This is a genomic window from Streptomyces sp. NBC_00154, from assembly GCF_026342835.1.
GTDB lineage: Bacteria > Actinomycetota > Actinomycetes > Streptomycetales > Streptomycetaceae > Streptomyces.
The window spans coordinates 4,591,920-4,605,026 of sequence record NZ_JAPEMI010000001.1 but is presented as its reverse complement, the minus strand read 5'-3'; the positions used below and the strand labels follow the sequence as shown (position 1 = coordinate 4,605,026).

The window sequence follows — 13,107 nt, the reverse complement described above, 5'->3', positions numbered from 1 at the left end:
AAAATCCCGCTCATCTGAGCAATGATGACCTCAGGGGTGGTGAGAATCACGCCGCACCAGGCGCTCAGATGTCATCATCCGGACACCCCGAGAGCCACGTATGGTCACTGGCCGACCGCACAGGGCGAGTAAAATCGGAGCAGAGCGCCTCGATCGCCCGGCGCGGCACCTCACGCCGCCCGGTTCGCCGCCAACCCGCACCCGATCTGCGCTCAGATGAGCAGCCGCGAGGCAAGGGCACCCGGTGCCTGATGCCGGATACGAAAGAGCCCCGCGGGGGTGGAGTGACACCCTCCGCAGGGCCCTGTCCGAACCGGAGCCGTCGCCTCAGCCGCCCGACGTGTCGAGCTCCGCCTCCGCGCTCACGCCCGAGCAGTCGTAGGGGTCCTTCAGCCAGCCGTCCGGCAGCACCACACGGTTGTTGCCCGAGGTGCGCCCGCGCGGCCCGTCGGCCCCGTCCGGCCACGCCTGGTCCAGGTCGAGCTCGTGCAGCTGCGCGCCCAGCTCGTCCAGCGACGAGGTGACCGCGAGCTTCTTGCGCATCTCGGAGCCGACCGAGAAGCCCTTGAGGTACCAGGCCACGTGCTTACGGAAGTCGATCACGCCACGGGTCTCGTCGCCGATCCACTCCCCCAGCAGCGTCGCGTGCCGCACCATGACGGTGGCGACCTCCCGCAGCGTCGGCGCCTGCCGCGTCTGCGTACCCTCGAAGGCGCTCACCAGGTCGCCGAAGAGCCACGGGCGCCCCAGGCAGCCGCGGCCCACGACCACGCCGTCGCAGCCGGTCTCGCGCATCATCCGGCGGGCGTCGTCCGCGCACCAGATGTCGCCGTTGCCGAGGACGGGGATCTCCGGAACGTGCTCCTTGAGGCGGGCGATCGCGTCCCAGTCGGCTGTACCGCCGTAGTGCTGAGCGGCGGTCCTGCCGTGCAGCGCGACGGCCGTGACGCCCTCCTCCACCGCTATCCGGCCCGCGTCGAGATAGGTGAGGTGGTCGTCGTTGATGCCTTTGCGCATCTTGATGGTGACCGGCAGGTCACCCGCATTGGAGACCGCCTGGTTCAGGATCGCGCGCAGCAGGGGCCGCTTGAACGGGAGCGCCGAGCCACCGCCCTTGCGGGTCACCTTGGGGACCGGGCAGCCGAAGTTCAGGTCGATGTGGTCGGCGAGGTTCTCGTCGACGATCATGCGGACGGCCTTGCCGACCGTGACCGGGTCCACTCCGTACAGCTGGATCGAGCGCGGGGTCTCGCTCGCGTCGAAGTGGATGAGCTGCATGGTCTTCTCGTTGCGCTCGACCAGCGCCCGCGTCGTGATCATCTCGCTGACGAACAGTCCCTTGCCGCCGGAGAACTCCCGGCACAGGGTGCGGAACGGCGCGTTGGTGATACCGGCCATGGGTGCGAGCACCACCGGCGGCTGCACGGTGTGCGGGCCGATCCGGAGCAGCGGGAGCGAGGGGGCGAGCGTGGTCATTGCTCCATTGTCGCGTACGACGGAAGCAGCTTCGGCAGGCACCGCGGAACGGGGGACGGGCGCCGCAGTCCGTACCGGCGATGGCGCCGGACAGACATACCAGGGGCGCCGGTCGGGGCCTTCCGGCGGCAGCAGTCGTTAGTTAACCGTACTATCTATGTATGCCTGAGCTCACCCACCGCCGACGGCAGTTGGTTCTGGCGATCTGCTGCATGAGTCTGCTGATCGTCAGTCTCGACAACACCGTCCTCAATGTCGCTCTGCCCTCCATGCAGCGGGAGCTCCATGCGACCGTCGCCGGCATGCAGTGGACGATCGACGCCTACACCCTCGTCCTCGCCTCGCTGCTGATGCTGGCGGGCTCCACCGCCGACCGGATCGGACGGGCGAAGGTCTTCAAGATCGGGCTCGTGCTCTTCACCCTCGGCTCGGTGCTCTGCTCCGTCGCTCCGAACCTGGAGTCGCTGGTCGCCTTCCGGATGGTGCAGGCGGTCGGCGGCTCGATGCTCAACCCCGTCGCGATGTCGATCATCACCAACACCTTCACCGACCCGCGCGAGCGCGCCCGCGCCATCGGTGTGTGGGGCGGTGTCGTCGGCATCTCCATGGCAGCCGGACCGGTGGTCGGCGGCCTGCTGGTGGACTCGGTCGGCTGGCGGTCGATCTTCTGGATCAATCTGCCGGTCGGTCTCGCCGCGCTGCTGCTCACCTGGCGGTACGTCCCCGAGTCCCGCGCCCCGAAGCCGCGCCGCCCCGACCCCGTGGGACAGCTGCTGGTGATCGCACTGCTCGGTTCACTGACCTACGCGATCATCGAGGCGCCCTCGGCCGGCTGGGCCTCACCGCGGATCCTGGGCTTCGCGGCGCTCGCCGCGTGCGCCCTGATCGGACTCCTGCTGTACGAGCCCAGGCGCGCCGAGCCCCTCATCGAACTGCGGTTCTTCCGCAGCGCCCCGTTCAGCGGCGCCACCGCCATCGCGGTCTGCGCCTTCGCCGCCCTGAGCGGCTTCCTCTTCCTGAACACGCTGTACCTGCAGAACGTGCGCGGTCTGAGCGCCCTGCACGCCGGTCTGTACATGCTTCCGATGGCCGCTCTCACCTTTGTCTGCGCCCCGCTGTCGGGGCGGCTCGTCGGCAGCCGGGGGCCGCGGCTCTCGCTGCTCGTGGCGGGTGCGGCCATGACGGCGTGCGGGCTGATGTTCGCGGCGTTCGACGCGGAGACGCAGAACGTGCTGCTGTTCACCGGCTATGTGCTGTTCGGTCTCGGTTTCGGCATGGTGAACGCGCCGATCACCAACACCGCCGTCTCCGGGATGCCGCGCTCTCAGGCGGGCGTGGCGGCGGCGGTCGCCTCGACCAGCCGGCAGATCGGCGGCACGCTGGGCGTCGCCGTGATCGGCGCGGTGCTGGCGGCGGGCGTGGCGGGTAGCGGTTCCCCGCGCGGCGCCGGGTATGCCACCGCCTTCGTGGACGCGAGCAAGCCCGCCTGGTGGATCATCACCGGCTGCGGTCTGGCCGTCCTGCTGGTGGGGGCGCTGACCAGTGGGCGGTGGGCCCGCGAGACGGCGCAGCGCACGGCCGGACGGCTGGAGGCCCCGGCCGGGGCCGAGACCGGGTCCGGGGCCGGGTACGGAGGTCAGGCGTCGGTGAGCGCGAAGGCGTGAAGGCGCTCGAGCCGCTCCCGGGACTCCTCGTCGGCGGGGACGTACGTCACCATGCGCGGACCGGTCGACGGGCCGAGCCAGAGGTCGGTGTGGTCCAGGCGCACCAGTCCGACCTGGGGGTTGCGGAAGAACTTGGTCCGGCCGCCGGGGCCGACGACCTCGTGGCGCGCCCAGATCTCCCGGAACTCCGGTGAGGCCGTCTCCAGCCGATTGACCAGTGCCTTCCAGGCGGGTTCGGCGAGATGCTCGGCCATCGAGGCGCGGAACTTGGCGGCCATCACCCGGTTCATCTCAGGGAGGTCGACGACGGACGCGCGCCAGTTCTCGTCGGTGTACGACAACAGCATGCAGTTGCGGTTCTCGGGGGCGACGGCGTCCAGGTCGCAGAGCAGCCGCCCGTAGGTCCTGTTGTAGGCGAGGATGTCGTACCGGCTGTTCTGCACACAGGCCGGGATCGGGTCCAGCTGCCACAGCATCTCGCGCAGCGCCGGGGTGACGCTCGGGCACTCCGTACCCGGGGCGGGGTCGACGGCGCCCGCCAGGAAGAAGAGATGGGTGCGCTCGCTCCGGTCGAGCAGCAGGGCGCGGGCGAGGGCGTCCAGCACCTGGGGCGAGACCTGGATGTCACGAGCCTGTTCGAGCCAGGTGTACCAGGTGACGCCGACGGCCGAGAGCTGGGCGACCTCCTCACGGCGCAGCCCGGGGGTGCGCCTGCGGCGGCCGCGCGGCAGACCCACCTGCTCGGGGGTGATGCGCTCGCGCCGGCTGCGCAGGAAGCCCGCGAGTTCATGCCGCCGGACCTCTGTCTCCGGCGGCTCGGCCGAACCGGCCGACCGGGGACCGTGGGGCAGCTGCTGCGCTTCGGTCACCATCGTCGTCATGCTCCCAGCCTGCCGAACGCCCCGGCCCTGTGCCAGGTGCCGTTTCTACCAGGATAAAGACACTCTGGTACCAGGCTGCGATTCGGGCGATCGTCGATGCCGTGAGTGAATCCACCGCACGGACGCAGACATCCGCCCTCACCACCCGTGTGGTGCGGCACGACCATCCCACCCCGGTACTCGGCACGCTCGGACTGTTCACCGTGCTGATCGGTGCGGCCCTGCCGCTCATCGACTTCTTCATCGTCAACGTCGCCCTGCCGACGATCGACAAGGATCTGGCCGCGGGCCCCGCACTGCTCGAACTGGTCGTCGCGGGCTACGGACTCGCGTACGCCGTCCTGCTCGTCCTCGGCGGCCGGCTCGGCGACATGGCCGGGCGGCGCCGGCTCTTCCTCACCGGCATGGCGGCCTTCGCACTCACCTCACTGGCCTGCGGGCTCGCCCCGGATGCCTGGACGCTCGTCGGGGCACGGGTGGCGCAGGGCGCCTCGGCGGCGCTGATGCTGCCGCAGGTGCTCGCCACCATCCAGGCCGCCACCTCCGGACACCGGCGGGCGCGTGCGATGAGCCTCTACGGGGCGACGGCCGGGCTCTCGATGGTCGCCGGCCAGATCCTCGGCGGCGTACTGGTCGCCGCCGCTCCGCTGTCGTCGGTGTTCGGCGAGAGCGCGGGCTGGCGGTCGGTCTTCCTGGTGAACGTGCCGGTGGCAGCGGTGGGGCTGGTCCTGGCCGCCCGTGCGGTGCCGGAGACACGCTCGGACCGGCCCGCGCCCATCGACGTACCGGGGACGCTGCTGCTCGCCGTTTCACTGGTGACGCTGCTGGCGCCACTGACGGAGGGACGGGCCGCGGGCTGGCCGGTGTGGACCTGGATCTCCCTCGCGCTGTTCCCGATCGCCGCGGCCGCCTTCTACCGCGTCGAACAGCGGGCCGACCGGCGCGGACAGATCCCGCTGATCCCGCCGAGCCTGCTGCGGCTCGACTCGCTGCGGCGCGGTCTGGCGCTGGTACTGCCGTTCTCGCTCGGCTTCGGCGGCTTCATGTTCGTCATCGCGGTGGCGCTGCAGCAGGGCCTGAAGCTGGGACCGGCCGCCGCCGGACTGGCATTGGCGCCGATGGCGGTGGCCTTCTTCGCGGCCTCGCTGGCCGGTCCGCGGCTGGTACGCCGGTTCGGCAGCCGGGTCGTGACGGCGGGCGGGCTGATCCAGGGCGCGGGTGTCACGGTGCTCGCGCTCACTGTGTGGCTCGGCTGGCCCGACCTGGGGCTCCCGGCCCTGCTGCCGGGCGTCGCGATCGCCGGTCTCGGCCAGGGGCTGCAACTGCCGGTCCTGTTCCGCATCGTGCTCTCCGACGTGCCGGCCGAGCGGGCCGGGGTGGGCGGCGGAGTGATGACGACGACGCAGCAGGCCGCGCTGGCACTGGGTGTGGCGACGCTCGGGACGCTGTTCCTCGCCCTGGTGCCCGGATGGGGCATGCGGGACGCGCTGATCGTAGCGCTGCTGGTGCAGCTGGCGGCGGTGGCGCTGACGACGCTGCTGAGCCTGCGGCTGCCGCGCGTGGTGGCGTGAGTGCGGGGGACGGACACGGCACGGTTCAGGTACGACGGTGGGCCCGGATCACATCGAGTGATCCGGGCCCACCGTCGTACGGGTGATGAGAAGGCGTCAGCTCTGCGCCTGCCGGTCCTGCTCCGAGGAGTCGTCCGACTGTGCGGACCCGGCGGACTGCGCGCGCTCACGCATCTTGCGCAGCAGCTCCTGCTTCTGGTCGGCCGCCGTCTTGCGGTCGGCGTCGCGCGCGGTGCCCGCGCCCTGCTGTTCGGCGCGGGACAGCTTCTTGCGCTGTCCGCCGACGCCGAGAAGGTTGTTGCGGCTCTTGGCCACGGGGTTCTCCCGTTCGTGGTGAGTCGTGAGGTCGTGAGCGACCTGGGATCGAACCGATGGGCGGCGGGCGGAGAGATTCCGGGCCCGCCGCGCTCTCACTCGTAGATCTGGAAGAACGAAGACATACGGGAACCGTACCCCGGCCGCACCGGGCCCAGCACCAGCTTTTCGGGCCGCCCGGGTGGAGCGTCACGACAATGGACTGACAGATATTGAAATCTGTCATCCCTCATGCCACAGTTGTGTACGGCCCGCCCCCCTTTTCCCCACGGGAGTCCTTCATGACCACCACCCGCACGCTCGGCTCCACCGGCCCGCAGGTCTCCGCACTGGGACTCGGCTGCATGGGCATGTCCGCGCTGTACGGCGAGAGCGACCGCGCCGAGTCGATCGCCACCATCCACGCCGCGCTCGACGCGGGCATCACCCTGCTGGACACCGGCGACTTCTACGGCATGGGTCACAACGAACTACTGATCAACGAGGCGCTGCGCACCGCCCCCGGCGCCGCTCGCGAGCAGGCGCTCACCAGCGTGAAGTTCGGCGCGCTGCGCACGGTCGAAGGCGCCTTCACGGGGTACGACGGCCGCCCTGCCGCCGTGAAGAACTTCGCCGCGTATTCGCTCCAGCGGCTCGGCACCGACCACATCGACATCTACCGGATCGCCCGTGTCGATCCCGATGTGCCGGTCGAGGAGACCATCGGTGCCATTGCCGAGCTGGTCGAGGCCGGCCATGTCCGCCACATCGGCCTGTCCGAGGTCGGCGCGGACACGATCCGCCGGGCGGCGTCGGTGGCCCCGATCTCCGATCTGCAGATCGAGTACTCGCTGATCTCCCGGTCCGTCGAGGATGCGATCCTGCCGGTCTGCCGCGATCTGGGCATCGGCGTCACGGCATACGGGGTGCTGTCGCGCGGCCTGATCAGCGGGCACTTCAGCCGTGACCGCGAGCTGGCCCCCGGGGACTTCCGTGCCATGAGCCCCCGATTCCAGGGCGGAAACCTCCAGCACAACCTCGATCTGGTCGATGCCCTGCGCAAGATCGCCGAGCAGAAGGGTGTCTCGGTCGCCCAGATCGCCATCGCCTGGGTGCTCGGCCGGGGTACGGACATCGTGCCGCTCGTCGGCGCCCGCCGCCGCGATCGGCTCACCGAGGCTCTCGGCGCCCTGGATGTCACGCTGGACGCCGCCGACCTCGCCGCGATCGAGGAGGCCGTCCCGCCAGGTGCGGCCGCCGGTGCGCGCTACCCGGAGAACCAGATGGCCCACCTCGACAGCGAGCGCTGAGCTCCGGGTACGGTCGTCGGGGTGCGGCCCCCGCCGGGCAGCTCCCCGACCGGCGCCCTCCGAAAGGCAGCACAGACACCATGCCGTCAGCCGACCCACTGACCCCCGAGCGCATTCTCGAGGCCACCGAGGACGTGCTGCGCCGCTACGGCCCCGCCAAGGCGACGGTGGTCGACGTGGCCCGCGCGCTCGGCGTCAGCCACGGCAGCGTCTACCGCCACTTCCGTACGAAGTCGGCGCTGCGCGAGGCGGTGACCGCTCGCTGGCTGACCCGGACCGAGGTGGCGCTCACGGAGATCATCAACACGTCGGCGGAGCCCGCCCCGGCGAAGCTGCAGCACTGGCTGACGGCGCTGTTCGAGGCCAAGCGCCACAAGGCCGGTGACGACCCCGAGCTGTTCGCGACCTATATCGTGCTGATCGGCGAGAGCACGGTCGTCGAGGCGCACATCCGCGAACTGGTCGGGCAGCTGCGGGAGATCGTCGAGGAGGGTGTGCGCAGCGGGGAGTTCGCGGTGGACGATCCGGCGGTCGCCGCGCAGGCGGTCTTCGACGCGACGGCGCGCTTCCACGACCCGGCGTACGCCACCGAATGGCAGAACCCCGCCATCGGCGCCGAGTTCACCGCCGTCTCGGACCTGCTGCTGCGCGGCCTGCGCGCGTAACAGCGCTGCACACGGAGCCGGTCGCGGCAGGCCGCCGCCGGACAGCCGTCGGGGTCAGGCCGTCGGGTCGACCGTCGCCTGGTGGACCTCGGCGAGGTGTTCCTCGGCCTTGAGCCAGGGCAGGAACTGCACACCCTTGCGCCAGTCGCAGGTGTCGCAGCTCAGCTGCCGCTGGATCCCCGACTTCCGCACATGGACGACATGTTCACGGCCGTGCTGATCCCATCTGCTGACCTTGCTGGTGGTCATGGACGGCATCCGAGCCTCCTGTTGACGCGTGGTCGCGTGTGCCCAGTGTGCAACGGAGCCCCCGGTTCCGTACAAGGAACCGGGGGCTTCGCCGTGGAACCGTGGTGCGTCAGCAGCCCAGCAGTCGGGCGCCGAGGTAGGCCTGGATCTGGTCCAGCGAGACGCGCTCCTGCTTCATGGTGTCGCGCTCGCGCACCGTCACCGCGTTGTCGTCGAGGGTGTCGAAGTCGACGGTGACGCAGAACGGCGTGCCGATCTCGTCCTGACGACGGTAGCGGCGGCCGATGGCGCCCGCGTCGTCGAACTCGATGTTCCAGTTCTTCCGCAGGTCGGTGGCGAGGCCCTTGGCCTTCGGCGACAGCTGCGGGTTGCGGGAGAGCGGCAGCACCGCGACCTTGACCGGCGCGAGGCGCGGGTCGAGGCGCATCACGGTGCGCTTCTCCATGACGCCCTTGGCGTTGGGCGCCTCGTCCTCGATGTAGGCGTCGAGGAGGAAGGCGAGCATCGAACGGCCGACACCGGCCGCCGGCTCGATGACGTACGGAGTCCAGCGCTCGCCGGCCTCCTGGTCGAAGAACGACAGGTCCGTGCCGGAAGCGGCGGAGTGGGCCTTGAGGTCGTAGTCCGTGCGGTTGGCGACGCCCTCCAGCTCGCCCCACTCGCTGCCGCCGAAGCGGAAGCGGTACTCGATGTCAGCGGTGCGCTTGGAGTAGTGGGAGAGCTTCTCCTTCGGGTGCTCGAACCACCGCATGTTCTCCTCGCGCAGGCCCAGGTCCGTGTACCAGTTCCAGCGCTGCTCCATCCAGTACTCCTGCCACTGCTCGTCCTCGCCCGGCTTGACGAAGAACTCCATCTCCATCTGCTCGAACTCGCGGGTGCGGAAGATGAAGTTGCCCGGAGTGATCTCGTTCCGGAAGGACTTGCCCATCTGCGCGATGCCGAACGGCGGCTTCTTGCGCGAGGTCTGCTGCACCTGACCGAAGTTGGTGAAGATGCCCTGCGCGGTCTCGGGGCGCAGGTAGGCGACCGAGCCGGAGTCCTGGGTCGGGCCGAGGTGCGTGGAGAGCAGACCCGAGAACTGCTTGGGCTCGGTGAAGGTGCCCTTGTTGCCGCAGTTCGGGCAGTTGAGGTCGGCGAGGCCGTTGACGGGCGGCTTGCCGTGCTTCTCCTCGTACGCCTCCTCCAGGTGGTCCGCGCGGAAGCGCTTGTGGCAGGAGGTGCACTCGGTCAGCGGGTCGGTGAACGTGGCGACGTGGCCGGAGGCGACCCACACCTCGGGGGCGAGGATGACCGACGAGTCGATACCGACCACGTCTTCGCGCGAAGTGACCATGTAGCGCCACCACTGGCGCTTGAGGTTCTCCTTGAGCTCAACGCCCAGCGGCCCGTAGTCCCAGGCGGCGCGCTGGCCGCCGTAGATCTCACTGCAGGGGTAAACGAAGCCACGGCGCTTGCTCAGGCTGACGATGGAGTCGATCTTGTCGGCGGCCACGGTGCTCTCTTCATTACGACGACGACGAACGGCGAATGCTTCAGATTACCGGCGGGCACGCCCCCTGGATCAAATCGGTGCGCGGACAGATGGTGAGCAGGGCCTCTCACCGAGCTTGTTGACAATCGTTTCCACTTTTGTTGAAAATGAGTGTCATGAACGTACGCCGCCTCATACCCACCGCCGCTGTCGCCGGGGCCGTCGCCCTCGGTCTCACCGCGCTCTCCGCCTGCTCCACCTCCGACGCCGCCGAGAGCAAGAACGGGGACAAGCTGGATGTGGTGGCCTCGTTCTATCCCATGCAGTTCCTGGCCGAGGAGATCGGCGGGACCCATGTCTCGGTCACCACGCTGACCAAGCCGGGTGTCGAGCCGCACGACCTGGAGCTCAGCCCGCGGCAGATCGGCGGGCTCGGCGACGCCGATTACATCCTGTACCTCAAGGGTATCCAGCCCGCCGTCGACGACGCGATCGCGCAGTCCGGGGTCAGGAACTCCGTGGACGCGGCGAAGCTCACCACGCTGGAGGACCACGGCACGGAGACCGGCGGCGACGAGCACGGCCATGCGCACGAGGGCGAGGGGGCCGGGGCCGACCCGCACATCTGGCTGGACCCGGTGAAGTACGCCGAGGTCGCCAAGGGGGTCGGAAAGTCCCTGGAGAAGGCCGACCCGAACCACGCCGCGGACTACCGCACCAACACGGACGCCCTGGTCAAGAAGCTCGACGCGCTGAACACGTCGTACAAGAAGGGCCTGAGCGACATCGCCACCAAGACGTTCATCACCACCCACTCCGCCTTCGGGTACCTCGCCGAGCGCTACGGGCTCATCCAGGAGGGCATCGCCGGCGTCGACCCCGAGAGCGAGCCCAGCCCCGCCCGGGTCAAGGACATCCACACCATCGCGGAGAAGAACAAGGCCACCACCGTCTTCTTCGAGACGCTCGCCAGCGACAGGACCGCGAAGACCGTCGCCAGGGACACCGGCCTGAAGACCGACGTCCTCGACCCCCTCGAGGGAATCACCGCCAAGTCCAAGGGCGATAACTACATCGAGGTCATGCAGTCCAACCTCGCCGCGCTCCAGAAGGCGCTCGGCGCGAAGTGACCCACGCAACACTCGCCACAGCAGTATCGGAGACGCTCATGCCCGAGCCCCGGAGCACCAAGCCCGACCCCGTGATCACCCTGCGCGGGGCCACGGCCACGCTCGGCGCGCGCCCCGTACTGCGCGGCATCGATCTCACCGTGCGCCGCGGTGAGGTCGCCGCCCTGCTCGGCGCCAACGGCTCCGGCAAGTCGACCGCCGTCCGGTCCGTCATCGGCCAGGTCCCGCTCACCAGCGGCTCGGTCGAGCTGTTCGGCACCCCGCTGCGCCGCTTCCGTAACTGGGCGCGGATCGGCTACGTACCGCAGCGCACGACGGCGGCGAGCGGCGTCCCTGCCACGATCCGCGAGGTCGTCTCCGCCGGGCGGCTGTCCCGTACGAAGCTGGGACTGCTGCGCAAGGCGGACCGGAACGCCGTCGACCGGGCCATCGAGCTCGTCGGCCTCGGCGACCGGGCCAAGGATTCGGTGAGCGCCCTCTCCGGCGGACAGCACCAGCGCGTGCTCATCGCCCGCGCGCTCGCCGCCGAACCCGAGCTGCTGATCATGGACGAGCCGATGGCGGGCGTCGACCTGGCCAGCCAGGAGATCCTCGCCGAGACGCTGCGCGAGCAGGTCGCCACCGGCACCACCGTGCTGCTCGTGCTGCACGAACTGGGCCCGCTGGAGCCCCTCATCGACCGAGCGGTCGTGCTGCGCGACGGCTGTGTGATGCACGACGGGCCACCCCCGAAGGCCCTGGGTCAGCACGCGCTGCCCGGCCACGACCACGTACACCCCCACGCGGCTTCCGAGCCCGCCCGGACGGGACTGCTGACCTGATGACGGAATTCCTCCAGCCCCCCTTCATGCAGCGGGCCCTGCTCGCCGCCGTACTCGTCGGCGTCATCGCCCCCGCCGTCGGCATCTACCTCGTCCAGCGCCGCCAGGCCCTGATGGGCGACGGAATCGGCCATATCGCGATGACCGGGGTCGGCCTCGGCTTCCTGCTCTCCACCAGCCCGGTCTGGATGGCCACGGCCGTCGCCGTCGTCGGCTCGGTCGTCATGGAGCTGGTCCGCTGGTACGGGCGTACGCGCGGCGACATCGCGCTGGCCATGCTGTTCTACGGAGGCATGGCGGGCGGTGTGCTGCTGATCAACCTCTCCGACACCGGCTCCAACGCCAACCTCACCTCGTACCTCTTCGGCTCGCTGTCCACGGTCTCGTCCGAGGACATCACCGCGATCTGTCTGCTGGCCGCCTTCGTGCTGCTGGTGACGCTGGGGCTGCGTCGCCAGCTGTTCGCGGTCAGCCAGGACGAGGAGTTCGCGCGGGTCACCGGGCTGCCGGTGCGTGCACTGAATCTGCTGATCGCGGTCACGGCGGCGGTGACCGTCACCGTCGCGATGCGCGTCGTCGGTCTGCTGCTGGTCAGCGCGCTGATGGTGGTGCCGGTCGCGGCCGCGCAACAGATCTCGAAGTCCTTCAAGGTGACGTTCGTGCTGTCCGTCGTCATCGGTACGGCGGTGACCCTGGCCGGCACCGTGACCTCGTACTACCAGGACGTGCCGCCCGGCGCGACGATCGTGCTGCTGGCCATCGGCGTCTTCGTCGCCCTGACCCTGCTCGCCGCACCGCTGGCCGCACGGCGCGCCCGCCGCAGCGAAACGGCTACGGCGCAGTGCACCCTGGAAGGGAAGACTCCGGACGTACCGGCTGCCCGACCGGCCTCGGACGACGTCCGGGTTTGACCCCGGCACGCGGGCGGACTGGCACAATGGCCCGACACATGTACGGGCGACACGAGGAGGCACCTGTGGCGACGGCGCCGATCAGTGGAACGAACGCATCCCCGGTACGCGGCCGGTCGACCCGGCAGCGCGCCGCGGTGGCGGCGGCGCTCGACGAGGTGGACGAGTTCCGCAGCGCCCAGGAGCTGCACGATGTCCTCAAGCACCGCGGTGACTCGGTCGGGCTGACCACGGTCTACCGCACCCTGCAGTCCCTCGCCGACGCGGGCGAGGTGGACGTCCTGCGCACCACCGACGGCGAGTCCGTGTACCGGCGGTGCTCGACCGGGGAGCACCACCACCATCTGGTGTGCCGGGTCTGCGGCAAGGCCGTCGAGGTCGAGGGGCCGGCGGTGGAGCAGTGGGCGGCGACGATTGCCTCGCAGCACGGGTTCGTGAACGTGGCGCACACGGTGGAGGTCTTCGGTACGTGTGCGGAGTGCGCGGAGTGCCCGACGGCGGGGTGACCGCTTCCGGGGGCTCGGCCCCCGGACCTCTTTCCTCATTCACCGGACGGGCTGTCCGGCCCGCTTCGGTCGACGATCCCGCCGGGACGTTGCCGTCCGCCACCAGGGGCAGCACGGCGGACGCGACCCCGCACACGGTCGCGACCGCCCAGGACCTG

At 70.1% G+C, this 13,107-nt stretch carries 13 protein-coding genes; 8 read left to right on the top strand and 5 right to left on the bottom strand.

Annotation, left to right across the window (positions count from 1 at the left end; genetic code table 11):
* Positions 1–327: 327 nt before the first annotated feature.
* The gene (gene dusB / locus OHA03_RS20615; RefSeq protein ID WP_267005281.1) at positions 328–1,476 is read right to left on the bottom strand and encodes a tRNA dihydrouridine synthase DusB; all 1,149 of its coding nucleotides are present in this window, start codon (positions 1,474–1,476) and stop codon (positions 328–330) included.
* 161 nt (positions 1,477–1,637) lie between these two features.
* On the opposite strand from dusB, the gene OHA03_RS20610 reads away from it, so the two are divergent.
* The gene (locus tag OHA03_RS20610) at positions 1,638–3,140 is read left to right on the top strand and encodes an MFS transporter (RefSeq protein WP_267005280.1); all 1,503 of its coding nucleotides are present in this window, start codon (positions 1,638–1,640) and stop codon (positions 3,138–3,140) included.
* Here the strand turns inward: OHA03_RS20610 and OHA03_RS20605 are convergent.
* Positions 3,113–4,021: a helix-turn-helix domain-containing protein gene (locus OHA03_RS20605; RefSeq protein WP_267005279.1), complete on the bottom strand. Its 909-nt coding sequence runs from the start codon at positions 4,019–4,021 to the stop codon at positions 3,113–3,115. The genes OHA03_RS20610 and OHA03_RS20605 overlap by 28 nt on opposite strands.
* Before the next feature lie 149 nt (positions 4,022–4,170).
* Between OHA03_RS20605 and OHA03_RS20600 the strand changes: the two genes are divergently transcribed.
* Positions 4,171–5,592: an MFS transporter gene (locus OHA03_RS20600; RefSeq protein ID WP_267008109.1), complete on the top strand. Its 1,422-nt coding sequence runs from the start codon at positions 4,171–4,173 to the stop codon at positions 5,590–5,592.
* Between the two features lie 96 nt (positions 5,593–5,688).
* Here OHA03_RS20600 and OHA03_RS20595 read toward each other — a convergent pair whose 3' ends face one another.
* Complete coding sequence (locus tag OHA03_RS20595) at positions 5,689–5,907, bottom strand: DUF6243 family protein (protein ID WP_267005278.1); 219 nt, start codon at positions 5,905–5,907, stop codon at positions 5,689–5,691.
* A gap of 281 nt (positions 5,908–6,188) precedes the next feature.
* Here OHA03_RS20595 and OHA03_RS20590 point away from each other — a divergent pair, with 281 nt between their 5' ends.
* Both OHA03_RS20590 and OHA03_RS20585 read left to right on the top strand, forming a co-directional pair.
* Positions 6,189–7,196 carry an aldo/keto reductase gene (locus tag OHA03_RS20590; protein WP_267005277.1) on the top strand — a complete coding sequence of 336 codons (1,008 nt, stop codon included), beginning with the start codon at positions 6,189–6,191 and terminating at the stop codon, positions 7,194–7,196.
* 80 nt (positions 7,197–7,276) lie between these two features.
* Entirely contained in the window at positions 7,277–7,861 is a 585-nt protein-coding gene (locus tag OHA03_RS20585; RefSeq protein WP_267005276.1) for a TetR family transcriptional regulator, read from the top strand.
* Between the two features lie 54 nt (positions 7,862–7,915).
* Here OHA03_RS20585 and OHA03_RS20580 read toward each other — a convergent pair whose 3' ends face one another.
* A complete protein-coding gene (locus OHA03_RS20580; RefSeq protein WP_267005275.1) occupies positions 7,916–8,119 on the bottom strand; it encodes a hypothetical protein in 204 nt (67 codons plus the stop codon).
* 100 nt (positions 8,120–8,219) lie between these two features.
* Positions 8,220–9,602 carry a glycine--tRNA ligase gene (locus OHA03_RS20575; protein WP_267005274.1) on the bottom strand — a complete coding sequence of 461 codons (1,383 nt, stop codon included), beginning with the start codon at positions 9,600–9,602 and terminating at the stop codon, positions 8,220–8,222.
* 155 nt (positions 9,603–9,757) lie between these two features.
* Here OHA03_RS20575 and OHA03_RS20570 point away from each other — a divergent pair, with 155 nt between their 5' ends.
* The 4 genes from OHA03_RS20570 (at position 9,758) to OHA03_RS20555 (ending at position 12,949) form a co-directional block, all read left to right on the top strand.
* Positions 9,758–10,711, top strand: a complete 954-nt coding sequence (locus tag OHA03_RS20570; RefSeq protein ID WP_267005273.1) for a metal ABC transporter substrate-binding protein — start codon at positions 9,758–9,760, stop codon at positions 10,709–10,711.
* 38 nt (positions 10,712–10,749) lie between these two features.
* On the top strand, positions 10,750–11,532 hold the full coding sequence (locus tag OHA03_RS20565; protein ID WP_267005272.1) for a metal ABC transporter ATP-binding protein: 783 nt from the start codon (positions 10,750–10,752) through the stop codon (positions 11,530–11,532).
* Positions 11,529–12,443 (top strand): metal ABC transporter permease, encoded by a 915-nt coding sequence (locus OHA03_RS20560; RefSeq protein ID WP_267008108.1) that lies wholly within the window; start codon positions 11,529–11,531, stop codon positions 12,441–12,443. The genes OHA03_RS20565 and OHA03_RS20560 overlap by 4 nt, the downstream gene beginning before the upstream one ends.
* Positions 12,444–12,508: 65 nt before the next feature.
* Positions 12,509–12,949, top strand: a complete 441-nt coding sequence (locus OHA03_RS20555) for a Fur family transcriptional regulator (protein WP_030921032.1) — start codon at positions 12,509–12,511, stop codon at positions 12,947–12,949.
* The last annotated feature ends 158 nt before the right edge of the window (positions 12,950–13,107 follow it).